The sequence below is a fragment of the Novosphingobium olei genome (assembly GCF_037076535.1).
In the GTDB taxonomy this organism is placed as follows: domain Bacteria; phylum Pseudomonadota; class Alphaproteobacteria; order Sphingomonadales; family Sphingomonadaceae; genus Novosphingobium; species Novosphingobium olei.
Genome location: NZ_AP029021.1, coordinates 1683360 through 1708905, shown reverse-complemented (window position 1 = coordinate 1708905; position 25546 = coordinate 1683360). Strand labels below are relative to the sequence as shown.

Sequence of the window (25546 nt, the reverse complement as noted above, 5' to 3'; positions counted from 1 at the left end):
GTCGCCCCGTTGCGTCCCGAAAAGGCGCGGCCCCGTGCCGTTTGCCAGAAGGGACCATCATGTCTCGCATCATTACCCGTACCCTGTTCGCAGCCGCTCTCCTTTCGCCCGCTGCGGCCCATGCCCAGCACGCCCCGGAAGAGGTCGCCCCCGGCCCCGACATCGTCGTCACCGCCCTGCGCACCCCGGTGGAGCGCGATCGCGTCTCCTCCAGCGTCACCGTGCTCGACGAAGCGGCGATCCGGCAGGAACAGCCCATCGCCCTCACCGACATCCTCGTCCGCACGCCCGGCATCAGCATCACCCGCAACGGTGGCTATGGAACCGCCACCTCGATCCGCATCCGCGGCGCCGATGCGGGCCAGTCGGTCATGGTGATCGACGGCATGCGCCTTGCCGATCCGTCCTCCACCGCCGCGGGGTACGGGTATTCCAACCTGTTCATCGACGATCTCGAACGCATCGAGATCCTGCGCGGCCCCCAGTCGATCCTGTGGGGCAGCGATGCCATCGGTGGCGTGGTCAACGTGACGACGCGTTCGCCAGAAAAGCCGCTCGAGGGCAGCTTTGCCGCAGAAGCCGGCGGGCTTCAGACCGTGTCCGCCAAGGCCGGCATCGGCGGTGCATCCGCTCTCGTGGACTGGCGCCTGTCTGGATCGACTTTCACAACCGACGGCATCTCGGCCCGCTCCAACGGCACCGAGCCCGACGGCTATCGCCGCACCGCCGCCAACGGCACCGCGCGCGTCCACCTTGCCCCTGCCGTCAGCCTGGACCTGCGCGGCTACTGGTCGGATTCCCGCAACGATTTCGACGGCACGTCGGGAGACAGTGCGGCCTTTGGCCTGACCAGCGAATGGTCGGGCTATGCCGGACTCAACTTCGCGCTGGCCGATGGCCGCTTCACCAACCGCGTCGCCTTCCTCCAGACCGAGACCGACCGCACCAACTACGATCCGGCGCGCAAAATTCGCCAGCTGAACTTCGATGCCCACGGGCGCATTCGGCGCTACGAATACCAGGGCACGTTCGCCTTCTCGCCCGCCGCGCAGGTCGTGTTCGGAGCAGAACGCGAAGAGCAGCGCATGACGACCGCCTCGCCGGGAGACAATGCAAAGCCCTACGCGCTCACACCGAACAAGGCCGATACCAACAGCGTCTACGGCGAACTGCGCCTGACCCCGCTCTCCGGCCTCACCCTCAACGGTGGCCTGCGACACGATGACCAGTCGCGCTTCGGCGGCAATACCGTGGCAAGCGCGGGCGCGGTATATACTCCCAACAAGGGACAGACGATCCTGCGCGCCAGCTATGACGAGGGGTACAAGGCGCCCTCGCTCTACCAGCTGTTCAGCTTGTACGGTGCGGCCGATCTTCAGCCCGAAAGAGCACGCGGATGGGAAGTGGGCGCTGAACAGGCGCTGGGCCAGGCATTGCGCGCATCGGCCACGTGGTTCGAACGCGATACCGACAACCTGATCGACTTCGCATTTTGCCCCACCAGCGGAACCTTGCCGGTGGCCTGCTACGTTCCCGGTACCACCACAACCCGGTTCGGCTACTACGCCAACGTCCGCAAGGCCCACGCGCGCGGACTGGAAATCGCCGCCTCGGCGCGCCTGGGCGTGTTTTTCGCCGAAGGCAACTACAGCTGGATCGAAGCGCAGGACCGCACCAGCGGCAGCGCCTCGTTCGGCCGCCAGCTTGCGCGCGTGCCGCGCCATCTCGCCAATGCAGAGGCGGGCATCGACCTTGCCCAAGGCGCCTTCAAGGGCCTCCGCGCCAGCGTCGCCGTGCGGCATGCCGGGCAGACGTTCGACCGCGCGACCGGGACTACCACGCTCGATGGCTACTGGCTGACCGATCTGCGCGCGGAATGGCAGGCGGCATCCGGCCTGACTTTCTATGGCAGGGTCGAAAACGTGGGCGACGTGCGCTACGAAACCGCCAGCGGCTACGGCAGCCTTGGCCGTGTGGCGTACCTCGGCGTGCGGAGTCGCTTCTGATGCTGCGCGCGGTCGAAACGGGTCCGGCGGTGGTCGTGTGCAACACCTGCCGCCTGTCCGCCGACGCGCGCGAGGACGAAGGCGGGCAGCGCGGTGGCGCGCTGCTCGCCCGGGCCTTGCGCCAGGCGCAGGAGGAAGACCCCACGCTCGCCGGCGTTGCGGTGCAGGAAATGCCCTGCCTGTTCGCTTGCACCCGCCATTGCGTCGTCCACATCCGCGAAGCCGGCAAGATCGGCTATGTCCTCGGCGGCTTCACCCCCGATGCCGAAGCGGCCAAGGCCATCCTCGGTTACGCGGCGCGCCATGGGCAGAGCGAAGAGGGCGTCGTTGCCTACGCGCAATGGCCTGACGGGGTGAAAGGACACTTCATCACTCGCACGCCACCCGAAGGATACGTCTGCGCATGATCGCCTTTTCCGATCCTGCGGCCTTCGGGGACGCCTTGCGCAACCTGCCCGCGCCCGATGCAGACGCCATCGTGAATGCTGCGGAGCGTCAGGCTGAGCTGACGAAGCCATCGGGATCGCTCGGGCGGCTCGAAGATATCGCGCTGTTCATGGCCGGGTGGCAGGGGACTGCCTGCCCCGGGGTTGATCGCATCCATATCGCGGTCTTTGCCGGCAACCACGGCGTCGCCGCCCGAGGTGTCAGCGCCTTCCCGGCCGACGTCACCGCGCAGATGGTCGCCAACTTCCAGGCAGGGGGTGCGGCAATCAACGCGCTGGCGCGCGCCTTGAGCGCCTCGTTTGCCGTTCATGCACTCAATCTCGACCGACCGACGGAAGACATCGCCGAGGGCCCGGCAATGACAACGGAAGAATGCCTGGCCGCGCTGACCGCCGGCGCGGCATCAGTCCCGGCGGATGCGGAACTGCTGATCGTGGGCGAAATGGGTATCGCCAACACCACACCGGCAGCGGCCCTGGCTGCCATCGCCTATGGCGGTAGCGCGCAGGATTGGGTGGGGCGCGGCTCAGGCGTCGGCGCGGAGGCGCTCGATCGCAAGGCCCGCACCGTGGCGCAGGCGCTGGCGCTTCACGGGCCCCATTGCACCGAACCCTTCGAAACGCTGCGCCGGCTGGGCGGGCGAGAAATTGCCGCCATGGCGGGCGCCATGCTCGCTGCCCGCCACGCGCGCATCCCCGTCCTGCTTGACGGCTTCATCGCCAGCGCGGCCTTGGCAACCCTTGCGGCAGCGCATCCCGCCGTGGTCGACCATTGCCTTGCTGCGCACCGGTCGGCCGAAGGCGCGCACGGCGCCTTGCTGGAGCGTCTCGGGCTTGTCCCGTTGCTCGATCTCGGCATGCGGTTGGGCGAAGGTTCGGGCGCTGCCGTGGCGGCGCACATCGTGCGCGCAGCGCTCGCCACGCACGGGGAAATGGCAACCTTTGCAGAAGCCGCGGTAAGCGCGGGGACCAGCTGACGATGCGAGAGATTACTGTTCACCTCCTTCGTCACGGCGCACCGATCCGCGAAGGGTTGATGCTTGGCCGCACCGACGAAGCGCCACTGCCTGCCGGGATCGATCGATGCTTCGCTCGGGCAGAAGGGCTGGACATCGCTGCCGTCGTTGCGTCGGATCTGGCCCGCGCGGCCCTTCCCGCCGCCCGTATCGCCGCCTCTATTGGGCTGGTGCCGAACTTCGACGCTCGTTGGCGCGAACTCGATTTCGGCCACTGGGATGGACAGACGCCGGAACGCCTGCCGCGCGAAGCCCTCGCCCGGTTCTGGCAAGACCCGGATCGTAACCCCCCCCCAGATGGTGAACGCTGGTCAAACCTTCGCAGCCGGGTTGCAGCCGCGCTGGCCGAAATCGATCGACCGACGCTGGTCGTCGCGCATGGCGGCTCGATCCGGGCCGCGCTCTCACTCCTGCTTGGCCTCGATCACCGACAGGTGTGGGCTTTCGATCTACCTTATGCCGCCTTGGTCAGCCTTCGCCTATGGCAGGGCAGCATCCCCACCGCGCAGGTCACGGGTTTGCAGACGTGAACGGCCCCCTTCTGGCGGTCCGCTTCCTGACCCGGTTGCCGTTGCCCCACTCCGTTCCGGACGAAGGTGATTTTGCGCGTGCATTTCCATGGTTTCCGCTTGCGGGATTGCCGGTTGGGCTTTGCCTTGTCGCAGCCTTCTTCGTCGGATCGATGGTAGATCCATGGGTCGCGGCGTGCGTGGGGCTGGCGTCATGGATATTTTTCACCGGCGCCCTTCATCTCGATGGTCTGGGCGACATCGCCGATGCGGCAGGGGCGAGCCATGCCGACAAGTCCCGCCTGTCACAGGTGCTGGCCGATCCGCATATCGGAAGTTTCGGTGTCGTCGCGATCGTCCAGCAATGCCTTGCCAAGCTTGTGCTGCTCCACGCTCTTGCCGCCCCTGGTGTTACCCTCTCGGCACCAGCCCTGATCCTTGTGCCGATGATCGCACGAACCGCACCACTCGGCTGGGCGCTTGTCCTGCCACCGCTTCACAAGGGACTTGGAACCTTGTTCGGGGCTGCGGTGCGCTGGCGAGACATTGCAGCGTGGGCGGCACTGCTGCTGTCGGCAAGCGTGCTTGTCGCGCCCGCGTTGCTGATCGCACCGGTCGTCGCTTGGGGCTGGGGTTTGTGGCTTAGGCGCAGGCTCGGCGGTATCTCGGGCGACGGCCACGGCGCGGGCATCGAACTCGTCGAAACTGCGCTCCTGCTCGCGCTGGTCCTGGCCCGATGACTTTCGCGCTTCTTCAGCACGGCGGTCGAGTTGATGCGGCCGCGCGCCGCTATGGCGGTTCACGCAGGGATTGGCTCGACCTTTCCACCGGGATCAATCCCCGGCCGTGGCCTGTTGCCAAAGCGGGGCCTGTCGAATGGGCGAATCTACCCTCCCCCGAAACGCTGGTGGAGCTGGAGGCTGCGGCGGCCGCACACTTCGGATGTGCTCCGGAATTGTGCTGCGCCATGCCGGGAAGCGAAGCGGGCATGCGTCTGCTCGCGCGGTTGATCGCGCTTCCCGGCCGGGCCGTTCCGCCAACCTATCGCACCCATGTCGATGCCTTCGCCGAAAGTGCTCCCATTCTGTTCGGCGAAGATCCCGGTGCTGCGGCCACTGTGATGATCGCCAACCCGGCCAACCCGGATGGAACCTTGCGCGACGGCTCGGCTCTTCTGGCGTGGCACGACCGGATCGCGGCACGGGATGGCTGGCTCGTCGTCGATGAAGCCTTTGCCGATGCAACCCCTGCGCAAAGCGTCGCGGGCAACGTCGCTGCACGAGCCAACCTCGTCGTGCTGCGCTCTTTCGGGAAGTTCTTCGGGCTCGCCGGCCTGCGCCTCGGTTTCGCTATCGCGCCGCCGCTGCTGATCGCATCGCTGCGCAGAGCCATGGGGGATTGGCCGCTTCACGCCGCAGCGCTCAGGATCGCGTCGGCGGCATACCGGGACCAGAGCTGGATCGCGCAGGCACGCATCGATCTGGCGGCGCGGGCGGTTGCGCTCGATGCCATGCTGGACCGCCACGGGTTGATCGGAATGGGTGCCAGCCCGCTGTTCCGCTTAGTCGTCACGCCGGATGCGGCTGCGCTGTTTGAACGGCTTGCCCGCGCCCGCATCCTCGTCCGTCCCTTCGCCGACAACCCGAACCACCTGCGCTTCGGCGTCCCCGCCGATGGCCTCGCACTCGCGCGGCTCGACCGGGCACTGCGCGATGGCTGACCCGCTCGCCATCGCACTCGCCTTCGCCCTCGAAGCAGTGCTGGGCTGGCCACGATGGCTCTACCACCTCGTCGGGCATCCGGTGGGTCTCGCCGCGCGGCTCATCGCGGCCTGCGACAGGCGCTTCAACCGAATCGGGCTGCCGCGCCGCACGCTTGGCATCGTGGCGCAGATCTTCCTGATCGGGGCGGCGGCTGGGCTTGGGCTGCTCCTTCAGACGCTGCTGGATTCTCATCTGCTGCTCGCCCTCGCCGCCTGGCCCACGCTCGCCGCCCGCAGCCTCGACGATCACCTCCGCCCGATCCTCGCCGCCCTGCGCGCCGGCGATCTCCCCGCCGCCTGTGCTGCGCTCGGCAGGATCGTCGGCCGCGATACGCATGAACTTGGCGAAGATGGCATTGCCCGCGCCGCCATCGAAAGCCTCGCAGAAAGCCTTTGTGATGGCGTCTTCGCCCCCCTGTTCTGGCTCGCCGTTGGCGGGCTGCCGCTGGCGTATGCGTACAAGGCGGCGAACACGGCCGACAGCATGGTTGGCCACATCGAGGAACCCTATCGCGCCTATGGCTGGGCCGCCGCGCGTTTAGACGATCTGGCCAACCTGATCCCTGCCCGCCTTTCCGCGCTACTGATCGTCGTGGTGGCTGGCAAGGGCGCGAGAGTATTGTGCCGCGACCATGGGCAACACGCATCACCCAATGCGGGATGGCCCGAAGCTGCCATGGCGGGAGCTCTTGGCGTTCGGCTTGCAGGACCGGTCCGCTATGACGGAGTGGTGTACGACAAGCCATGGATCGGCGATGGCGTCGCGCCCGGCATGGCCGATCTTGCCCGTGCCATCTTGATCTACCGGCGCGCGTGGATCGCGCTGGCAATCATGACAGGGATAGGAGCGCTATGGTTTCGGTGATGCTGCAGGGAACCGGCTCGGACGTGGGCAAGTCCGTTCTGGTCGCAGGCTTGTGCCGTGCGCTTGCCAACCGCGGGCTTCGCGTCCTGCCGTTCAAGCCGCAGAACATGTCCAACAACGCCGCTGTGACCGTCGACGGCGGGGAAATCGGGCGCGCGCAGGCGTTGCAGGCGATGGCGTGCCGAGCGCAGGCCCATACCGACATGAATCCGGTTCTGCTGAAACCACAGGCGGACCGGACCGCGCAACTGGTGGTCCAAGGCAAGGTTCGCGGCACGCTTGGCAGCGCGAACTTCCTCGAAGGTCGGCGCCCGCTGCTGCCCGAGGTGCTGGAAAGCCATGCGCGCCTTTGCGCCCGTGCGGAAATCGTGCTGGTCGAAGGAGCAGGAAGTCCGGCGGAGATAAACCTGCGCGCGGGCGACATTGCCAACATGGGCTTCGCCCGCGCGGCAAACGTTCCGGTAGTCCTGGTCGGCGACATCGACCGGGGTGGCGTCATCGCCGCGATCGCCGGCACACGGGCGGTGATCAATCCCGAGGATGCGGCGATGATCCGCGGCTTCATCATCAACAAGTTCCGCGGCGATCCGGCGCTGTTCGCCGATGGATATCGGGCCATTGAACGTCTGACCGACTGGCCAGGGCTGGGCGTCGTCCCGTGGCTACCGGCTGTTGCCCGGTTGCCGAGCGAAGACGCGGTGATCCTGGAAAGGGGACTTTCTGTAGCGAGCGGACGCTGTCTTGTTGCCTGTCCTATCCTTCCCCGGATCTCGAACTTCGATGATCTCGACCCCCTTAGACAGGAGCCTGATGTCGATGTCGCTATGGTGCCCCCGGGGATGCCAATCCCAAGGGAGGTGGACCTTATCGTCCTGCCCGGCTCAAAAGCGACTCTTGCCGATCTGGCCTTCCTGCGCGCCCAGGGCTGGGACATCGACGTAATCGCCCACCATCGTGCCGGAGGCGTCATCCTCGGGATCTGCGGGGGATACCAGATGCTCGGCCGCCGCATTGCCGACCCCACCGGTATCGAAGGGGAGAACGGGGCTGCCGAGGGCCTGGCTCTGCTCGACGTCGAAACGACGCTGACGTCCCGCAAGGCACTGATGCCGGTATCGGGGGCCGCCATGGGAGGCACATTCGATGGATACGAAATGCACATGGGCGTGACCGCGGGACCAGACTGCTACCGCCCGTTCGCCGTGCTGGATGACGGACGGCGGGATGGCGCCATGTCGGCCGACAGGCGCGTGTTCGGCACATATTGCCACGGCCTGCTTTCGGCGCCCGGCTTTCGCGGCCAGCTTCTGGCGTTGCTCAAGGCCGGCAGTGACGGCGTCGATCACACCCATCGCATCGACACCGCGCTAGACGAGCTGGCCGACGCGCTGGAACGACACCTCGATATTCCTGCCTTGCTGAACATCGCAGGATATCGGCCATGAGCGAAGCAGTGCTTGTGGTTGGGGGCGTGCGGTCGGGCAAGAGCGCGCATGCGCAGACTTTGGCCGAGAAGCATCACGGGCCGCTCGCCTATGTCGCGACGGCGGAGGCCTTCGACGAAGAGATGGCGAACCGGATCGCCAGACATCAGGCAGATCGTGGTCCGCGATGGTGCACTTTCGAAGCTCCGCTCGAACTGCCTGCGATGCTTGAGAACATCGGACCGGATTACGGTGCGGTCCTTGTCGATTGCCTCACGCTATGGCTGTCGAACATCATGCTGGCCGAACGCAACGTTGCCATTGCCGGCGACGAACTTGTCCAGGCGATCACCCGGTGCCCGAGACCGGTGGTCCTTGTCGCCAACGAAGTCGGCATGGGCATTGTCCCCACCAACGCGCTCGCCCGCGCGTTTCGCGACGAGGCGGGCATGCTGAACCAGAAAATCGCCCGGCATTGCTGCTCGGTGGTGTTGACCGTCGCGGGCATTCCGCTCCAGATCAAGTGAGCGCCAGTCCAGCAGGACACAACTCGATTATGCGTCGGCGACTTGTGCGATGGGTGACCTAGACCGGAGTGCACGATGACCGAAATCACCATTTCCAAGGAAGACGACGGCCGTCACGGCCGGTACGTGGCGAAAGTGACCGGCATTTCCGCCGAAGCCGAACTGACCTTCACCCATCGCGGGCCCGGGCTCATCAGCGCCGACCACACCGGCGCGCCGGATGAGCTGCGCGGTACGGGAGCGGCCGCCGCGCTTGTCGACTTCCTGATCGAAGATGCCCGCAGCAGCGGGTTTCGCATCATCCCGCTGTGCCCGTATGTACGGGCGCGGTACCTCAAGCATCCCGAATGGCAGGAGCTAATGACCGTCGGCCCAGGCGAAGTCCCTTCCATTCAGAAAGGGCATGCATCGTGATCCGCCTGATCGGAGTTTCCGGAAGCCTGCGAAGTGCGTCTTTCAACACCGCCCTGCTGAGAACAGCGGCCGAGCTGATGCCGGCCGGCGCTACTCTAAACGTGCACACGCTGCATGGCGTTCCGCTGTATGATGCAGATGTCGAAGAGGCTGATGGCATCCCGGGACCGGTGGCGGCGCTGAAAGAGGCGGTCGCAACCGCGGACGGGGTGATCCTGGGGACGCCCGAATACAACAATGGCATTCCCGGCGTGTTCAAGAACGCCATCGACTGGGCATCGCGTCCACCGGAGGATTCGGCGCGCGTATTCAAGGATCGCCCCTTTGCGATCATCGGCGCTTCTCCGGGAGGATTCGGGACGATCCTGTCGCAGAACCACTGGCTCCCGGTGCTGCGCACGCTGGGCGTCGATCTGTGGCCGGGAGGGCGGCTGCTCGTGTCGCATGCCGCCAAGGTGATCGGCGAAGATGGCAAGGTCATCGATCAGGAGACCCGAGACCAGATCGAGCGATTTATCGCCGGCTTTGTCAGCTATTTAGCCGATCGCGGGCGCGCTAAATCGACGTAATCAATTATTATATCCATCTTTAGTCGTTTCTCAAATCACAGGCGCCCCGTTACCTTCGCTGCAATTAGGAAGTGGAGAAGCGCGATGAACGAGACAACCGGACAAATGCGCGGGCAGTGCCCGTTCCAGGCCGAAGATGGCGGCGTGCGTGCCTTGCTGGGGCGAACCAACAAGGACTGGTGGCCCGGTGCCCTGCAGCTCGACATCCTGACGCAGAATGGCGCTTCCCCCGATCCGATGGGCACGGAATTCAAATACGCCGATGTGTTCAAGAAGCTGGATTATCAAGCTCTCAAGGCCGACCTTCGCGCGCTGATGACCGATTCACAAAGCTGGTGGCCGGCAGACTACGGGCACTATGGCCCGTTCTTCATCCGCATGGCTTGGCACTCGGCCGGCACTTACCGCACGGCCGACGGTCGCGGCGGCTCGGGAAGCGGGCAGCAGCGCTTTGCGCCACTCAATTCCTGGCCAGACAATGGCAACCTGGACAAGGCGCGCCGCTTGCTATGGCCGATCAAGCGCAAGTACGGCAAGAACATCAGCTGGGCCGACCTGTTCATCCTGGCCGGAAACGTGGCGATTGAATCAATGGGCGGGCCGGTCTTCGGGTTCGGCGGTGGGCGCCCCGACAGTTTCGAGCCGGAGCGCGACATCTACTGGGGTACCGAAGAAGCCTGGGTCGACACCGGTGCCCAGACCCGTATCCAGCCCGACAAGGGGTGGGAGCTAGAATCCCCCCTCGCCGCGATCCAGATGGGCCTGATCTATGTGAACCCGGAAGGACCCGGCGGCATCCCCAACCCGTTCCAATCGGCCCGCGACATGCGCGTCACGTTCGAGCGGATGGGCATGAACGACGAGGAAACTGTCGCCCTGACCGCTGGTGGTCATGCGTTTGGCAAGGCACACGGCGCGGTGCCGGCCGACCAGCTGAGCGGCGCGCCCGAATCCGAAGCTATGGAGCTGATGGGCTTTGGCTGGGCGACGGATGCCGACCAGATCGAAAAGGGACACATCACGACCTCCGGCATCGAGGGTGCGTGGACGCCGAACCCGACGCAATGGGGCGGCGACTACTTCCGCCTGCTGTTCAAGTACGAGTTCGAACTGGTTCGCAGCCCTGCCGGCGCGCATCAGTGGCAGCCGATCAACCCGGACCCGGAGGACATGGCCCCCGACGCCCGTGATCCATCCCGACGCGTGCCGACGATGATGACCACCGCGGACATGGCGCTGAAGATGGACCCGGAATATCGCAAGATCTCCGAGCGCTTTCGTGACGACCAGGCGGCACTCGATGATGCTTTCGCGCGCGCCTGGTTCAAGCTGTGCCATCGCGACATGGGGCCCAAGGCCCGATACCTCGGCCCTGAGGTTCCGGCTGAAGACCTGATCTGGCAGGATCCCGTGCCAGCGGGGACAACACCCTCTGAAGACGATGTCGCAGCGTTCAAGAACGCGATCCTTGCAAGCGGCTTGCCGATCTCGGCACTGGTCAAGGCGGCCTGGGCCTCGGCATCGACCTACCGCCGATCGGACCACCGCGGCGGTGCCAATGGTGCACGCATTCGCTTGGCACCGCAGAAGGATTGGGCGGTCAACGATCCGCAGGAACTCGCAGGCGTCCTCTCCCGGATCGACGAATTGCGCGGCAGCCTTTCGATGGCTGATGCGATTGTGCTGGCTGGGTCGGCAGCGGTCGAAAAGGCGGCACGCGACGCCGGGTTCGACGTTACGGTGCCGTTCACAGGCGGTCGCGGCGACGCGAGCGAGGCGCAGACCGATGCGGACAGCTTCGCCGTGCTCGAACCTCGCGCCGATGCCTTCCGCAACTACCTAGCGACCAAGCAGACGGTGAAGACCGAGGAAATCATGCTCGATCGCGCGCATCTGCTGGGACTGTCGATCCCGCAGATGGCCGTGCTCGTGGGTGGATTGCGGGTGCTCGGCGCCAATGCCGGCAACAGCCGCAACGGCGTGCTGACCGACCGGCCCGGGCTGCTGACTAACGACTTCTTCGTCAACCTGCTCGACATGGGCACGAAGTGGAAGACGGTGGACGAAAGCGGGGACGAGGAATTCGTCGGCACCGACCGCGCAACGGGCGAGGAGCGCTGGCGGGCGACGCGGACCGACCTCGTCTTCGGATCGAATTCGCAGCTTCGCGCCGTGTCCGAAGTCTACGCGGAGATCGGGAACGAGCAGAAGTTCGTGGACGACTTCATCGCCGCCTGGGTGAAGGTGATGAATGCCGACAGGTTCGACATCGCCTGACCGTCTTCAAGAACACCATGTGAAGGTGATGACCCCGGGGATCTCCTCCCCGGGGTCATTTGCGCTTGAGCCAGGCGACCATTCAAGCTCGGTTGTACCGATTTCAATTCGGGAGACGGGATAATTTGGGGCATTCAGCGCGGACATCTACCGTGACGCCACGGACCTGTTCCGGCGGGACGTTCATAAAGCGCACCGCGAACGAGCCCACGGGATCCTTGCGGCGAGAGATCGGCTCTTCAACACAGCGCTGCTGAAATGGCATTTCCGAGCCCGCGTCGAGCGTGATGACCACGCCGCCGCGATGTGCGTACCCAAGACGCGGGCCATCGGCCTGTCCCGAGACAAGGACGCCATCGCGATCAGATCGCGCCTTGACGTGATGAAGATGCAACGGATCGGCAGCGCCCGCCTCAAGCTTCACGGGGACGGCAACCTCGGGCGCGCAAGAGCATAGGGCCAGCGCCGCAAGCGCTGTAAAAGCGTGGAATCTGTTCATGGTCGGCCGGTGCGTCACTTTGGCTCTGCCTGCACATTGCCGCCCAACGCGGTGAACAGGGCGACCGAATCCGACAGCCGCATGGCGATGGCGCTGATCGCCTGGCTTCGCGCGGATTGGGCGGCTGCGTTCGCCACGTATACATCGAACGTTCCGCCGACACCGATTCTGAGGCGCCGCTGGGCATAGTCGAGGTTGCGGCTCGCGGCGTCGTCCGCGCGCTTGGCTGCATCCAGCGCATCGCCATCGGTGGCGAGCGCCGTCAACGCGTTCGATACGTCGGCGAACGACTGAAGCGCGGTGGCCCGGTAATTTGCCTTTGCCGCTTCCAGGGCCGCCTCGGCTGCCTTCTGCTGGTGCTTCAGAGCGCCGCCGTGAAACAGTGGGGCGGTCAACCCACCGAGCAGCGTCCAGAACGGATTGCCATCCCGGAACATGTCGGAGAAGGTCTGCGCGGTGCCGCCCGCTGTCGCGCTGAGCGAGAGGACGGGTAGCCGCGCGGCGATGGCTACCTTGACGTCGGCCCCTGCCCCTTCGAGCGTCGCTGCGGCCGCCGCGACATCGGGTCGCTGCGCCAACAGATCGGATGGCAGGACCAGTGGCAGACGATCCGGGAGGCGCAGATCGGCCAAGGCGGGTAATGAGGGCAGGTTTGTACCCGGGTCCTCCCCAAGCAGTACCGACAGCACGGCAAGGTTCGTCCTGCGCACCCGTTCGAGCCCGGCGAGCGTGGTTTCGGCCGATGCGAGGGCAAGTTCCTGCGCCGCGACGTCGGCCTTACCGACGGCTCCGAGTGCTTCGCGGCGGCGGGTAAGGTCAAGCAGTTCGCGATTGCTGTTAAGCGCTGTGCTGGCCGCTGTTTCCTGCGCTTCGAGCATGGCGTTCTGGATCACGGCGAGGATGGTGTTCGCGACAATCATGTTGCGCTGTCCGACGAGCCGCTCGGCCGCCACGCGTTCTGCAGCCTTCGCAGAGCGGACCCTTGCCGCGTTGCCGCCGAACAGATCAGGGGCATAGCTGACGCTGACTTGCGCGGTGTGGAGCGAGAATACGGTCGGCGCTGGATCGTTCAACGGAGAGGAAAGCGTTCGCGAAAGGCGCTGGCGCTCTACGTTGTAGCCAAGGTCGGCTTGAGGCAGGGCTCCGCCACGGGCTGCACGGGCAAGCTCGTGGGCTTGGGCCAGATTGGCCTTGGCGACGGCAATGTCGTTGTTGGCAAGGAGCGCGCGATCGACCAGCGTATCGAGCGCGATACTCCCGAACGCGTGCCACCAAGAGGGCGCTACCCGTTCCGCGGCCACGACTGTCTGCGCAGGTCCACTGGCAGGTGCAATCGGCTTGCTGAGCACGGTTTCCGGCGCGGTGCCCACCAAGGTCGGTGGCACGGGAACATTGGTGCTGTCCCCCTTTGCGGCAAAGGCCGGGCTGGCGAGGCAAACCAATGCCAATGGCGTGAGGTAGGCGCGCATCAGACAGCCCCCTCGCCCAGCTCTGCACTATCAGGCTCGTCCGAACGCGTTTCCGCAGGGTTGCCACCGTGCAGCCGGCTCGAAAAGCGCGCGATCAGCAGGGGCAGGACCAGCAGGATCAGCACCGGCGAAAGCGTCATGCCACCAACAACTACCAAGGCGAGCGGCTTCTGCACCTGGCTGCCGATGCCCGTCGACAGTGCGGCCGGCAGCAGGCCGATGGCTGCCACAAGGCACGTCATCACCACCGGGCGCAGCGAGTTCGTTGTCGCCGTCCGCAAAGCATCTTCGCGCTCTGCGCCTTCGTCCATGGCCTGGTTGAAATTGGTCACCACAAGGATGCCGTCCATGACCGAAATGCCGAACAGCGCGACAAAGCCGATCGCGGCAGAGATCGAGAACGCCGTGCCTGTGAGCAGAAGCCCGAGCACGCCCCCAACGATCGCCATCGGGATCACGCTGAACGAGAGCAGCGTGTCGCGCAGGTTGCCGAAGTTTGCGTAGAGCAGGCCCAGCATCAGCAGCAGGCTGATCGGCACGACGATTTCAAGGCGATGGACGGCGTTCTCCAGGTTGGCGAGTTCGCCCGCCCATTCGAGCGTATAGCCGGGTGGCAAAGTCACATTGCGGGCGATGTTGCGCTGTGCTTCTGCCACGGCGCTACCGAGATCGCGGTCGCGCACCGAGAACTTGATCGGGATATAGCGCGACTGGTGTTCGCGATAGATGAAGGATGCGCCGCTGGTCAGCGTCACGCTGGCGAGATCGGACAGCGGCACCTGTATCGTGCTGCCATCGCTTGCCGTGGCACCGACCGTGATGCGCTTCACCGCTTCCAGACTGTCACGCTGGTCGGATTTCAGGCGAACCATGATCGGGAAGTGGCGGTCGGTGTGCGTTTCGTAGAGATCCCCCGGGCTGGCACCACCGATCGCGGCTTGCACCGTCTGGTTCACGTCATCGACAGTCAGGCCATAGCGCGCGGCCTTGATGCGGTCGACGTCGACCCGGACGGTCGGCTGCCCCAGCGACTGGAAAATGCCAAGGTCGACGATGCCGTGCACCTTGGCCATCTGGTCACGGATCTGGCCCGCCAGGTTCTCGAGCGTGGCAAGGTCGGGGCCAAACAGCTTGACCGAGTTCGCGCCCTTTACCCCGGAGGCCGCCTCCTCGACGTTGTCCTCGATGATCTGGGAGAAGGAGAAGTCCACGCCGGGGTACTTGTCAGCCAGCTTGCGCGACATGTCCGCCACGAGCTTTTCCTTGTCCATGCCGGAAGGCCATTCGTCGAAGGGCTTGAGTGGGACGAAGTATTCGACGTTGAAGAAGCCGGTGGCATCGGTGCCATCGTCCGGGCGACCATGGGCGGATAGTACCGCCAGGACTTCGGGATTGCGCATGATGTCGCGGCGGATGGCCCGCGCCATCGGCTCGCCGGCCTCCAGCGAGATCGATGCCGGCAGTGAAGCGCGGATGTAGAGGTTCCCCTCCTCGAGATGGGGAAGGAATTCGACACCGAGCGAGCGCACTCCGATGAGCGCGCCAACCACCAGCACCACTCCGCCGCCGATCGCAAGCACCTGGTTGCGCCAGGCGAAGCTTGCCGCGGGTTCGTAGATCCGGCGCAGACGGCTTACGATCCACGTTTCGACTTCGCTCAACCGGTCGGGCAGGAGCATCGTTGCCAGCACCGGAGCAACGGTGAATGTCGCGATCAGGCCGCCGAGGATGGCGTAAGCATACGTCTTGGCCATCGGGCCGAAGATGTGCCCTTCCACGCCGGTGAGTGTGAACAGCGGCAGGAAGCTTGCGATAATGATCGCCGCTGCAAAGAAGATTCCGCGGCTGACCTCGCTCGAAGCGGCGAGCACAGCGGATATGCGGCTGGCAAAGGTGAAGTGTGCGCCTTCGCCTTCATGGTTTGTCACGTGATGCGATCGCTCGGCCATGTGGCGGAATATGTTTTCGACCATGATCACCGTGGCATCCACGACGAGGCCGAAATCGAGCGCGCCCACCGACAGCAGATTGGCCGATTCCCCCTGCAGCGTGAGGATCAGCACTGCGAACGCGAGAGCAAAGGGGATTGTCGCTGCCACGATCAGCGCGCTCCTGAGATTGCCCAGAAACGCCCACTGCAGGAAGAAGATGAGCAGCACGCCGGCGACCAGGTTCTCCATGACCGTGTGGGTGGTCACGCCGATCAGGTCGGATCGGTCATAAATCCGCTCGAGGCTGACGCCCGGCGGCAGAATGCCGCTTGAATTGATATGCTCGATCTCGGCCTTGACCGCCTTGATCGTCGGCATGGACTCCGCGCCACGGCGCATCAGGACAATGCCCTGGACGATATCGTCCTGATCGTTCAGCCCGGCGATGCCGTTGCGCGGCAGGTTGCCGATCTTGATCTCGGCCACGTCGCGCACCAGCACCGGTACGTCGCCATCACGGCTCACCAGCGTCGAGCCGATCTGGTCAGGTGACTGGATCAGGCCGATCCCCCTGACGATCGCGCTCTGCGCGCCGAAGTTGATCGTTTGCCCGCCGACGTTGGCGTTCGCGTGCGAGAGGGCCGAAATGACCTGGCCGACCGTGGTGTGATGCGCGGCGAGCTTGTCCCGATCGACAACCACGTCATAGCTGCGCAGCTTGCCGCCCCATCCCGTCACGTCGATCACGCCGGGGATCGCCTTGAAGCGGCGCTGCAGCACCCAGTCCTGCAACGTCTTGAGATCCTCTACCGAATATCCCGGCGGCGCCTTGATCTGGTAGCGATAGATCTCGCCCACGGGGCTCGTCGGCGAGATGGCCGGGACGACACCACCCGGCAAGGGCGGCAGCTGCGACAGGCGGTTGATGACCTGCTGCTGTGCCTGATCGTAATTGAAATCGTACGTGAACTGGATCTTCACGTCGGACAGGCCGAACAGCGAGATCGCCCGGATCGCCGTCATGTGCGGCAGGCCGGCCATCTGCACCTCGATCGGCACGGTCACGCCGCGCTCCATCTCCTCGGCAGACAGGCCCGAGCTCTGGGTCACGATCTCCACCATCGGCGGGACCGGGTCGGGATAGGCTTCGATGTTGAGGTTGTAGAAGGCTATGCCGCCCGCAAGCACCATCGCGACAAAGAAGCCGACGATGGTAAGGCGCTGGCGAAGCGCGAGCCGGACGAGCCCGATCATCCGTGCAGCCCCGCCTCGTTGACGAACAGCGCGCCGCTCGTGACGATCCTTTCGCCTGGTCTCAAGCCTGAAATGATGGTGGCGACGCCGTCGTGGCTGGGTCCAGTGATCACCGGCCGCGCCACAACCCTGCCGTTGCCGAGATAGACCCACACGCGCGCGGAATCGCCTTCATGGATAACCGCATCGTCGGGCACCGAAGCGCCGCCCGCCGGCTGCTGGCCCGAGACTTTCAAACCCGGCGACTTGATCACGAAGTCGGCAAACATCTGCGGCTTGAGCAGACCTTGCGGATTGGGGATGGTGGCGCGCACCGTAAGGCGATGAGACACCGGATCGATCTGGGCCGCCACATTGTCCACCACTGCGTCGAACGTCTGGCCGGGCAGCGCGGTCGTGCGAACTTCCACGCGATCGCCAGCATGGATCCGTGCCGCGCTGGTTTCGGGCACCTGCGCCACCAGCCAGACGCGGGACAGGTCCGCGATGACGAAGGCCGGTTGGGTCCCTCCGCTCGTGACATATTGTCCATCGGCAACGGACCGGGTGACCACGACACCCCCGATCGGCGCCCGCAGGTTGGTGTCGGCGTGAAGCCCGCCGATGTCGCTTGCCCGGCCCAACCTTGATATCTCGCCCGGAGTCTTGCCGAACACGACCAGCTTGTCTCTGGCGGCGGCGGCCGCGGACTCGGCAATGCGCAAGGCAGCCTGCGCGTTGGCGAGATCGCTACGGGCCTGCTGCAGATCCTTGAGCGCGCCGCCCGCTTCCCGATAGACTTCCTCGGCGCGACGGGCATTGTCCGCTGCCGCCCGCGCTTGCGCTGCTGCCCCGGCGCGCTGTGCTTCGGCCGCGAACAGCGCATTGCGCGCATCGACGATATCGCTCGTCCTGATCCGCAAGAGCACGGCGCCGGGCGTGACCCGGTCCCCGTTCTGGACCATGACCTTCAGCACTTGCCCCGAATACGGGAGGAACACGGGCGTGCTGCGCGTTTCGTCTGCGGCGATCTGGCCGCTGGCACCGGTGCGCTCTACGCCGTCGTCGGCGCGCGCCGTTGCGATCGTCACGCTCGCCATCTGCTGGCGCGTCAGTTGAACTTCGCCCTGCGGCAGCGAGGCGACCGGAACAGGCTTCGGACGAACGAGCGCCCGAATGCCGGCGAACGCTGCGAACATGGCGGCCACAGCCGCGACTGCCAGCGCGAGTAACCGCAGCTGCTGCTTCCGGCTCAGTTCCGGGACGGTATTGAGGAAGTTCATCGGAAAGCCATGAATTTGGTGGGGGTCCGCCCGCCAAGCCCGCTAGCCATCGCCGCTTACAGTCCGCTTACGTGTCGACGCCCGGAAGCCGCCCTTCTTCGACCCCAGCCAAAATTTAATGTTCCGGCAAAGCCTTTGGCATTTCGCCGATCCGATAGGACTTGCGTGCTTCTTCCCCGCACCAGCTTACCAGGGATGGCTTTCACGCATGCGCATGTTGGTTGTTGAAGAGACGAGGATGCTGGCCGGCGCCATGGCCAGCGCACTGGCTCGTGCCGACCTGACGCCGGAGTCGGCGCGGACCGTCGCCGAGGCGGAAGAACTGTTGTCGAGCTATGCTTTCGACGCCGTGGTTCTCGATCTTGACGAACCGCGCGAGGAAGACGGCATCGCCCTTCTTCGCAAGCTGCGCAAGGCCGGCAACAAGACGCCGATGGTGGTGCTGAGCGATCGCGTAGATCCCTACGCCCGCGTCGAAGGACTGAAGGCTGGAGCCGATGACTATCTCAGCAAGCCCTTCCTGTTCGACGAGCTTGTGGCCCGGATCGAAGCGGTCATGCGCCGCGTCGACGATCGCCTCGGTCCGTGCATCAGCGCAGGCAATGTCTCCTACGACCTGGATAGCGGCATCGCGACCGTGGACGGCGGCGTCCTCGCGCTATCGCCCCGCGAGCGCAAGCTGCTGGAATTGCTGTTGCGCCGTAAGGAACGGGTGGTTCCGATTGGCACGATCCAGGACCATCTTTGCGGGCTGAATGATCTCATCAGCACCAATGCGCTCGAAGTATGCGTTCACCGTCTGCGCAAGAAATTGGCAAACAAGGGTTGCGGCCTGACCATCGAGAACGTGCGCGGACTGGGATACAAGATTGCGTCTGCCGAGAGCGTTCTTGCGTGAGCCGTGACGGCGCCAGCGAATGAACGCGATTTAATCTGCCGGCTACGGGGGTGCCAGCCGATCTTTGCGAGGAGTGATGACGGTGTCCGAGACGGCACCCGGCCAAGGGGAGTTGGCCGATCCGACGCCGGCAGGGATTCCTGCCGGGCAAGCCAATGCTGATCCGAGCAGGGGGAGTAGCAAGGAGTGAACGCGATCGCGCAGAAGTCCATCAGCGCCGGGATCGACCCGGCGCGCAGCTGGGCATGCCTGGCGGAAACCGAAGGCCCGCCAAGTGCGGAACGCTGTCGCTGGACGGTGGTCCTGCCTTTTCACAACGAACGCGGCTATCTTCCGATCAGCCTGCACAGTCTGGCGCAGCAGGATCGCCCCTTTCGCCTCATCCTGGTGGACAATGCATCAACCGACGGCGGCGGAACTGAGGCACTCGATCTCGCGCGCAGGCTGGGGCTCGACGTCACGTTCGCGAACGAGATGCAACCGGGCAAGGTCGCCGCTCTCGCCCGCGGCATGACCTTCGTCTGCACAGACTTCGTCGCCACCTGCGATGCCGACACCGTCTACCCACGCGATTATCTCTCGCGGGCTGAGGCGCTGCTCGACCAGCCCGGGGTGGCCGCCGCGGTTGCGGCAACGTCTGAGCCCGGCGCCTCCGCGCTGACCAGGCGCGTAGCCGGACTGCGCATGGCACTCATGGCGCGGCTTCTGCCGCAGCAATGTCTCAACGGAGGCGCCGGACAGGTCTTTCGCAGCTCTATGCTTGAGCGGGCAGGAGGATTCGACCCGGCGGTCTGGAACTGGGTCCTGGAAGATCACGAGGTCATGGCCAGGATCGAGCACCAGGGACGGATAGCCTACGATGCAGGCTTCGAATGCGCACCGATCTCGCGCCCGCGTACGATCAGCAGCACGGGCTGGAATCTTCCCGAACGCCTGCGCTATCACCTGACCACGCAGCACAGTCGCCTTGCCTTTTTCCACGAATACCTGGCCGTGCGCCTTCGAGATCGCAAGCTGACCAGCGAGCGCCTTCGCCGCGATGGAATGAACCAGACCAGAGGGTCGAGCGAAATTGCCCAGCTACACCCTTTGCGCGGATGACTTCGCCCTCTCGCGCGGGATCAGCGAAACCATCGCCGATCTCGCCGAACGGCGCTGCATCAATGCTGTGAGTTGCATGGCAAGCCTGCCCGGATGGACGGAAGACGCGGCCCTGATTGCCCCGCTTGCAGTCCCGGAATCCGGCGTGCAGATCGGCCTGCACCTCGTCCTGTCGGACGAACTCCCCCTCACCCGCCTGTCGCTGCAGGATAGTCGGGGAAGGCTGCCTTCGCCCGACCGGATGATGGCGCTCGCCTATCTTGGCAAGCTCGACGCCATCGAACTCGCCAATGAAATCGACGCTCAGATCGTTGCGTTCATCGAGAGGATCGGGCGTCCTCCCGACTTCGTCGATGCGCACCAGCACGTTCATGTCCATCCTGGCGTGCGCGCACTGGTAATTGCGGCAACACGGCGACACGCGCCGCACGCATGGATCCGCAATCCCGCCGATGCCCTGCGTTCGATGGCGCAACGCCCCTTTGCCGGCAAGGCGCTTGGCTCCGCGTTTCACGCGCTTGGCCTGCGTCGCCAGATCGCGAGGGCCGGCCTCTCCACGAATGTTGGATTTGGCGGACATTACGACTTCCGCGGTAACTACGAATGGCTTCTGCCCCGGTTCTTTGCCGCAGCCGGTCCGCTTCATCTGGTGATGTGTCATCCCGGTGCTGGACATCCTGCCGGCGACGCGATCGCAGACGCGCGCATCGCGGAAGCGGCTGTTTTGCGGAGACAGCCGCTGCAGGCAAGGCTGCAGTCTTGGGGTATTGATCACACGCCCTGACGTGTTGACGGCGTCAGACTGTCGGTGGCTCCGGCGCGCTTCTGCAGACCTGAGCCCACATTGCCGAAACCCCCAAAGCAAGCCCGACCAGCAGGTGCGCGCAAACCGTGATCGTGGCGAGCATGGCGATGACACCCACCACCGGCACGTCGTGACCCAGCAGCGCGGCGGCGCATCCGGCGAAGACCACGTCTGCATTCGCGACGAATGGCAGACGTGCCAGCAGAAGGCGCAACCCCATCAGCACGGTCCACACTCCCCACGAAACAGCTGGCAGGCAAAAATGCCAGAGCAAGATCGTGGCAACGGTGGCGAAGACGAAGCGGCAAACGTGAACCTGCGTGACGAAGCGCAGGTCGGATGCCGGGAGGCTGAATATGCGGCGGCTGAACCAAAGCGACGCGCAAGTCACCAGCAGAAGGACCGCTGCCGATCCGCCGATGGCAATTGGATCGATGCGATCTATGCCGACACGATCCGCAACCGGCAGGGCGGCAACCAGCGCCAGCAGCGTGGCAGCATTTCCGACGAGTGCGGACAGGATGCCGACATCCTTGATCGCCCTCGACGGTGCCACGGCTAGCGGCAGGTTACGCCGGATCCAGCTGTAGAAATAGACCTCGCCCGAATACCCGAGAAGAACCTCGTTGGCGACGAGCTTGCGCAGCAAGGGCTCGAAGCCTGAGATACCAACACCGAACAGCCGTCGAAAAATGAGCCAGTCGCCAACCGGCAGCGCCAGATACCCAATCCCGAAAACGCACCAGAACATCGTGCCATGGGGCACAAGCGCGCTGGCTTGCACGAAGTCGATCTCGCTGACAGCGATCAAGGCCGCAACCAGCACGCCGATCGATATGACGGGGCCGGCGATCCGCACCAGGACCCGAGCGAAGGTCTCCTTTACCCATTCACCAGCGCTGACGATCCGTCTACGCCCCCCGGAATTGTCGACCGATGCCAACCAGCTACTCCAGATGCCCTATTGCGCCTGTGGCCTTATCCCCAGCGCGAACGCGTCGGACGAGTCAAGACGCGGGTGCCTTGGCAGGGCATTTGTTCACGCCTAGCATCTCGCGATCCAAAGCCGGAGTCATCGATGCGCCTGAAACTTTTGCCTGCTCTTGTCCTCGTATCGATCCCCGCGCTGGTTGCCGCACAATCTGCCACGCCACGCTACCAACCGTGGGGCCTGGAACTGCAGCATCTCGATACCAGTGTGAAGCCCGGTGACGATTTCTACGTCTATGCTCTGGGGACCTGGTTGAAGAATCAGCCAATCGCCGCCGACAAGGTTGGTACCGGCTACAACTATGACCTGCCTGACGAGATTGAGGGGCAGGTTCGGCGGATCGTCGAGGAAGCCGCGGCGAAGCCTGCAACAGCCACCGCAAAGAAGGTTGGCGATTTCTACGCAGCATGGATGGACGAAGCCGCCGTCGAGGCGCACGGCTTGCAACCTCTCAAGCCATGGCTCGCCAGGATCGATGCGATCCGCACGAGGCCTGAACTCGTCCGCCTGATGATGCGGCCGGGCTATCCGTCCCCCGTAAACATCGGCATCTCGGCCGATGTGGATGATCCGACCCGGTACATGGCGGATTCCGGTCAAGCTCGCCTCGGCTTGCCAACCCGTGATTATTACCTCCTGAAGGGTGAGAAGTACGACGCCATACGCCAGGCCTATCGCGCCTATCTGATCAAAATCCAGCAACTGGCTGGCATTCCGGACGCTGCCGCCAAGGCTGATCGGATCATCGCGCTGGAAACGCGGATTAGCCAGGACCAGTGGACGCCGGAGCAGCGCCGCGACCCGGTAAAGACGCACAACCCGATGTCGCGCGCCCAACTTGCCAAGTTCGCGCCGGAACTTGACTGGAATGCGACGCTTGCGTCGATGGGACTTTCCAGCGCCGCCAAGGTCAATGTCTCTGAACCGAGCGCGGTGGCGGCCACGGCCAAGCGGTTGGGTGACGTGCCGCTTTCGACGTGGAAGGAGTGGATGACGGCCCGCTTCATTTCGGAAGTCGCGCCGTTCCTGCCCAAGGCGTTCGACCAGGCGAACTTCGATTTCTACAGCAAGACGCTGCGCGGCGTCGCCGAGCAACGCGCCCGCTGGAAGCGCGGGATGGCCCTGATCGACGACGCGCTTGGAGAAGCGGTCGGGGCAATCTACGTCCAGCGCTATTGGTCGCCCATAACGCAGGCCAAGGCCGACGAACTCGTCAGTGACATGGAGGCGGCCTACAAGGAAAAGATCCAAGCCGCGACGTGGATGGACGAAGCCACGCGCAAGGCAGCGCTGGAAAAACTCGGCATGTTCGATCCGCGCGTGGGACACCCTGCGAAATGGATCGATTACACCACGCTCGCAGTCAGCCGCACCGATCCGCTGGCGAACCAGATGGCCGTCGCCGACTTCCAGTGGCGACTTCAGTTGAAGCGCTTCCCCAAGCCGGTGGACCGGGGTCTGTGGTACATGACGCCCCAGACGGTGAACGCCTACTACGATCCCACGATGAACCAGATCACGTTGCCGGCGGCGATCCTGCAACCGCCGTTCTTCGATCCCAATGCCGACCCCGCCGTCAATTATGCCGAAACGGGTGCAACCACGATCGGCCACGAAATGGGCCACGGTTTCGACGATGAGGGGCGCCAGTTCGACGCAAAGGGACGACTGCGCGACTGGTGGTCCAAGGAAACGGCGGCCCAGTACACGGTCAAGGCTGACCGCCTTGCCGAGCAGTTCGACCAGTACGAGCCGATCCCGGGAGTCAAGATCAAAGGCCGTCTGACACTGGGCGAGAACCTTGCGGATCTCGGCGGCTTGGAAACCGCCTATGCCGCTTACCGCCGTTACGTCGCCCGCCATGGTGAACCGCCGGTGCTGAACGGCATGACCGGCGATCAACGCTTCTTCCTGGCCTACGCCCACGCGTGGCAGGGCAAGCGACGGGACGAAGCGGTGCGCCAGCAGTTGCTCAGCGATCCGCATTCGCCGGACAAGTACCGTGTCAATGGCATCGTCCGGAACTTCGCGCCGTGGTACCAGGCTTTCGGCATCAAGCCGGGCGACGCAATGTACCTTCCCCCGGAGCAGCGGGTCAGCATCTGGTAGGCTTCGTGTTGGAGGAGATCCAACCCTAGTGCACCCGACTGATTGCGATCAGTCCTGCTTATCCGGACGGGCTGTTTCAGGCATGGTCAGAAGCACCGGCAGAATGCACAGCGCGACGACCGCGATCATGGCCCCCGGCAGCGGTGCCCATCCCGTGCGACCGAGCAGCGTCTGGGCAACCCACGGGGCAAGGCCCCCGAAGATCGCCGTGGCGGTGGTGGCGCCGAAAGCAAGGCCGCTCAGGCGCCCCTCACCGGGAAACTGTTCGGCCGTTGCCACCGCGCCTACCGCGCTGACTGCGCCAGCCAGCGCAGCGAGCACCACGGCTGCGGTGGTGGCCAGCGCAAGCGAGGCATGGGTCATCAGTCCGAAGAGCAACGCCGGCAGAACCGCGGCAGCCAGCGCGCACGCGATCAGCACCGGCTTTCGTCCGATCCGATCGGACAGCGCGCCAATGGGTGGCGTTACCACGATCACCGCAGCGGCGGCGATCGTCGCCAACTGCAGCGTCTGCGCTTCCTGCAACGCTCCGGTAGAGGTCAGGAACACTGGTACGTAAGTGATGCCGACGTAATAGGTGATCGATCCAAGGGCGGAAATCGCAAACCCGCGCACGATTCCGGCGCGGTGATGGACAAGAGCGTGCCGCAATGGCCGGACAGGCACCGTACCGGCACGGCTCTGGCGTTCGAATTCGGGCGATTCCTCCATCGCGAACCGGGCTGCCAGTAACGCGCCTGCTAGGACTGCGCCGAACAGAAAGGGTATACGCCAACCCCACGCGACGAGATCGGCGTCGCTAAGCAGGCTGACGGTGAGCGCCGAGATACCGGCGGCGAGAAGCGCGCCGACTTCGCTTGCGGCGGAAGCAATCGAAGTGACAAGACCGCGCCGATGCGGTCGCGCCCCCTCCATCAGGTAGGCGACGACGCCGGTGTATTCGCCACCGACCGAGAAGCCCATCAGACACCGGATGAGCAAGAGCAGGCCACCGGCAATGTCGCCGGCCTGATCGCGTGTCGGAAGAAGCGCGGTTACCAGCATGGCGACGGTCATGAGCAGCATCGATGCCAGCATTGAGCGCCGACGGCCGAACCGATCGCCGACGTGGCCGAACACGATCGCCCCGATCGGCCGCATCAGGTAGGCGACTGCAAAGCCTCCCAGCGTGACCAGCACCCCCGACTGCCCGGCACCGAAGAATACGCGCGACAGCACCGCAGCAAGATAGAGGTAAAGCGTGAAATCGTACCATTCGACGATGGTTGAAAGCGCCGCGATGCCCTGCGAGGCGCGCGACAATACGGATGATTGGGCGTTCACGCCTCGTCCTCGTCTGTTCATCGCTTGAGGAACTAACACAGGCTTTGCTGGTTCACGCGATAATACGGTGTGGGGGAATTGAGGATGCC

Annotated in this window: 22 protein-coding genes; 16 read left to right on the top strand and 6 right to left on the bottom strand. The window is 64.8% G+C overall.

Going from position 1 to position 25546, the window contains the following annotated elements; genetic code table 11:
• Positions 1–59 precede the first annotated feature (59 nt).
• From AACH40_RS08065 to katG, 12 genes are all read left to right on the top strand, one after another.
• Positions 60–2006, top strand: a complete 1947-nt coding sequence (locus tag AACH40_RS08065) for a TonB-dependent receptor plug domain-containing protein (protein ID WP_338645461.1) — start codon at positions 60–62, stop codon at positions 2004–2006.
• Positions 2006–2413, top strand: coding sequence for a DUF1636 domain-containing protein (locus AACH40_RS08060; RefSeq protein ID WP_338645459.1), 408 nt, complete (start codon positions 2006–2008; stop codon positions 2411–2413). The genes AACH40_RS08065 and AACH40_RS08060 overlap by 1 nt, the downstream gene beginning before the upstream one ends.
• Entirely contained in the window at positions 2410–3429 is a 1020-nt protein-coding gene (gene cobT / locus AACH40_RS08055; RefSeq protein WP_338645456.1) for a nicotinate-nucleotide--dimethylbenzimidazole phosphoribosyltransferase, read from the top strand. The genes AACH40_RS08060 and cobT overlap by 4 nt, the downstream gene beginning before the upstream one ends.
• Before the next feature lie 2 nt (positions 3430–3431).
• Positions 3432–3998 (top strand): histidine phosphatase family protein, encoded by a 567-nt coding sequence (locus AACH40_RS08050; protein ID WP_338645454.1) that lies wholly within the window; start codon positions 3432–3434, stop codon positions 3996–3998.
• Positions 3950–4717 carry an adenosylcobinamide-GDP ribazoletransferase gene (gene cobS / locus AACH40_RS08045; RefSeq protein ID WP_338645452.1) on the top strand — a complete coding sequence of 256 codons (768 nt, stop codon included), beginning with the start codon at positions 3950–3952 and terminating at the stop codon, positions 4715–4717. Before AACH40_RS08050 ends, cobS begins: the two co-directional genes overlap by 49 nt.
• Positions 4714–5697 carry a threonine-phosphate decarboxylase CobD gene (gene cobD / locus AACH40_RS08040; RefSeq protein WP_338645449.1) on the top strand — a complete coding sequence of 328 codons (984 nt, stop codon included), beginning with the start codon at positions 4714–4716 and terminating at the stop codon, positions 5695–5697. The genes cobS and cobD overlap by 4 nt, the downstream gene beginning before the upstream one ends.
• Positions 5690–6604, top strand: coding sequence for an adenosylcobinamide-phosphate synthase CbiB (cbiB, locus tag AACH40_RS08035; protein ID WP_338645447.1), 915 nt, complete (start codon positions 5690–5692; stop codon positions 6602–6604). Before cobD ends, cbiB begins: the two co-directional genes overlap by 8 nt.
• Complete coding sequence (locus tag AACH40_RS08030) at positions 6592–8049, top strand: cobyric acid synthase (protein ID WP_338645978.1); 1458 nt, start codon at positions 6592–6594, stop codon at positions 8047–8049. The genes cbiB and AACH40_RS08030 overlap by 13 nt, the downstream gene beginning before the upstream one ends.
• Complete coding sequence (gene cobU / locus AACH40_RS08025) at positions 8046–8555, top strand: bifunctional adenosylcobinamide kinase/adenosylcobinamide-phosphate guanylyltransferase (protein ID WP_338645445.1); 510 nt, start codon at positions 8046–8048, stop codon at positions 8553–8555. The genes AACH40_RS08030 and cobU overlap by 4 nt, the downstream gene beginning before the upstream one ends.
• Before the next feature lie 75 nt (positions 8556–8630).
• Entirely contained in the window at positions 8631–8969 is a 339-nt protein-coding gene (locus tag AACH40_RS08020) for a GNAT family N-acetyltransferase (protein WP_338645443.1), read from the top strand.
• Positions 8966–9538, top strand: coding sequence for an NADPH-dependent FMN reductase (locus AACH40_RS08015; RefSeq protein ID WP_338645441.1), 573 nt, complete (start codon positions 8966–8968; stop codon positions 9536–9538). The genes AACH40_RS08020 and AACH40_RS08015 overlap by 4 nt, the downstream gene beginning before the upstream one ends.
• 84 nt (positions 9539–9622) lie before the next feature.
• On the top strand, positions 9623–11815 hold the full coding sequence (gene katG / locus AACH40_RS08010; protein ID WP_338645438.1) for a catalase/peroxidase HPI: 2193 nt from the start codon (positions 9623–9625) through the stop codon (positions 11813–11815).
• A 103-nt stretch (positions 11816–11918) separates the two neighbouring features.
• On the opposite strand, the gene AACH40_RS08005 is transcribed toward katG, so the two are convergent.
• From AACH40_RS08005 to AACH40_RS07990, 4 genes are all read right to left on the bottom strand, one after another.
• Complete coding sequence (locus AACH40_RS08005; RefSeq protein ID WP_338645436.1) at positions 11919–12239, bottom strand: hypothetical protein; 321 nt, start codon at positions 12237–12239, stop codon at positions 11919–11921.
• Positions 12240–12328: 89 nt separating this feature from the next.
• Positions 12329–13783, bottom strand: coding sequence for an efflux transporter outer membrane subunit (locus AACH40_RS08000; protein ID WP_338645433.1), 1455 nt, complete (start codon positions 13781–13783; stop codon positions 12329–12331).
• Entirely contained in the window at positions 13783–16968 is a 3186-nt protein-coding gene (locus AACH40_RS07995) for a CusA/CzcA family heavy metal efflux RND transporter (protein ID WP_338645431.1), read from the bottom strand. Before AACH40_RS07995 ends, AACH40_RS08000 begins: the two co-directional genes overlap by 1 nt.
• Positions 16965–18230 carry an efflux RND transporter periplasmic adaptor subunit gene (locus AACH40_RS07990; RefSeq protein ID WP_338645429.1) on the bottom strand — a complete coding sequence of 422 codons (1266 nt, stop codon included), beginning with the start codon at positions 18228–18230 and terminating at the stop codon, positions 16965–16967. The genes AACH40_RS07995 and AACH40_RS07990 overlap by 4 nt, the downstream gene beginning before the upstream one ends.
• 208 nt (positions 18231–18438) lie before the next feature.
• Between AACH40_RS07990 and AACH40_RS07985 the strand changes: the two genes are divergently transcribed.
• The 3 genes from AACH40_RS07985 to AACH40_RS07975 all read left to right on the top strand — a co-directional run bounded on the left by AACH40_RS07985 (position 18439) and on the right by AACH40_RS07975 (position 21013).
• Positions 18439–19128 carry a response regulator transcription factor gene (locus AACH40_RS07985; RefSeq protein ID WP_338645427.1) on the top strand — a complete coding sequence of 230 codons (690 nt, stop codon included), beginning with the start codon at positions 18439–18441 and terminating at the stop codon, positions 19126–19128.
• A 186-nt stretch (positions 19129–19314) separates the two neighbouring features.
• The gene (locus AACH40_RS07980) at positions 19315–20229 is read left to right on the top strand and encodes a glycosyltransferase family A protein (protein ID WP_338645424.1); all 915 of its coding nucleotides are present in this window, start codon (positions 19315–19317) and stop codon (positions 20227–20229) included.
• Positions 20201–21013, top strand: a complete 813-nt coding sequence (locus AACH40_RS07975; RefSeq protein WP_338645421.1) for a ChbG/HpnK family deacetylase — start codon at positions 20201–20203, stop codon at positions 21011–21013. Before AACH40_RS07980 ends, AACH40_RS07975 begins: the two co-directional genes overlap by 29 nt.
• 13 nt (positions 21014–21026) lie before the next feature.
• On the opposite strand, the gene AACH40_RS07970 is transcribed toward AACH40_RS07975, so the two are convergent.
• Entirely contained in the window at positions 21027–21845 is an 819-nt protein-coding gene (locus AACH40_RS07970) for a hypothetical protein (protein ID WP_338645418.1), read from the bottom strand.
• Positions 21846–22112: 267 nt separating this feature from the next.
• On the opposite strand from AACH40_RS07970, the gene AACH40_RS07965 reads away from it, so the two are divergent.
• Positions 22113–24134, top strand: coding sequence for a M13 family metallopeptidase (locus tag AACH40_RS07965; protein WP_422394901.1), 2022 nt, complete (start codon positions 22113–22115; stop codon positions 24132–24134).
• A gap of 48 nt (positions 24135–24182) precedes the next feature.
• On the opposite strand, the gene AACH40_RS07960 is transcribed toward AACH40_RS07965, so the two are convergent.
• Positions 24183–25457, bottom strand: coding sequence for an MFS transporter (locus tag AACH40_RS07960; protein ID WP_338645412.1), 1275 nt, complete (start codon positions 25455–25457; stop codon positions 24183–24185).
• Positions 25458–25546 lie beyond the last annotated feature (89 nt).

Coding starts and splice junctions, on each gene's coding strand:
- AACH40_RS08065 (WP_338645461.1), top strand. CDS start 60: ATGTCTCGCATCATTACCCGTACCCTGTTCGCAGCCGCTCTCCTTTCG.
- AACH40_RS08060 (WP_338645459.1), top strand. CDS start 2,006: ATGCTGCGCGCGGTCGAAACGGGTCCGGCGGTGGTCGTGTGCAACACC.
- cobT (WP_338645456.1), top strand. CDS start 2,410: ATGATCGCCTTTTCCGATCCTGCGGCCTTCGGGGACGCCTTGCGCAAC.
- AACH40_RS08050 (WP_338645454.1), top strand. CDS start 3,432: ATGCGAGAGATTACTGTTCACCTCCTTCGTCACGGCGCACCGATCCGC.
- cobS (WP_338645452.1), top strand. CDS start 3,950: ATGGCAGGGCAGCATCCCCACCGCGCAGGTCACGGGTTTGCAGACGTG.
- cobD (WP_338645449.1), top strand. CDS start 4,714: ATGACTTTCGCGCTTCTTCAGCACGGCGGTCGAGTTGATGCGGCCGCG.
- cbiB (WP_338645447.1), top strand. CDS start 5,690: ATGGCTGACCCGCTCGCCATCGCACTCGCCTTCGCCCTCGAAGCAGTG.
- AACH40_RS08030 (WP_338645978.1), top strand. CDS start 6,592: ATGGTTTCGGTGATGCTGCAGGGAACCGGCTCGGACGTGGGCAAGTCC.
- cobU (WP_338645445.1), top strand. CDS start 8,046: ATGAGCGAAGCAGTGCTTGTGGTTGGGGGCGTGCGGTCGGGCAAGAGC.
- AACH40_RS08020 (WP_338645443.1), top strand. CDS start 8,631: ATGACCGAAATCACCATTTCCAAGGAAGACGACGGCCGTCACGGCCGG.
- katG (WP_338645438.1), top strand. CDS start 9,623: ATGAACGAGACAACCGGACAAATGCGCGGGCAGTGCCCGTTCCAGGCC.
- AACH40_RS08000 (WP_338645433.1), bottom strand. CDS start 13,783: ATGCGCGCCTACCTCACGCCATTGGCATTGGTTTGCCTCGCCAGCCCG.
- AACH40_RS07995 (WP_338645431.1), bottom strand. CDS start 16,968: ATGATCGGGCTCGTCCGGCTCGCGCTTCGCCAGCGCCTTACCATCGTC.
- AACH40_RS07990 (WP_338645429.1), bottom strand. CDS start 18,230: ATGAACTTCCTCAATACCGTCCCGGAACTGAGCCGGAAGCAGCAGCTG.
- AACH40_RS07985 (WP_338645427.1), top strand. CDS start 18,439: ATGCGCATGTTGGTTGTTGAAGAGACGAGGATGCTGGCCGGCGCCATG.
- AACH40_RS07965 (WP_422394901.1), top strand. CDS start 22,113: ATGCGCCTGAAACTTTTGCCTGCTCTTGTCCTCGTATCGATCCCCGCG.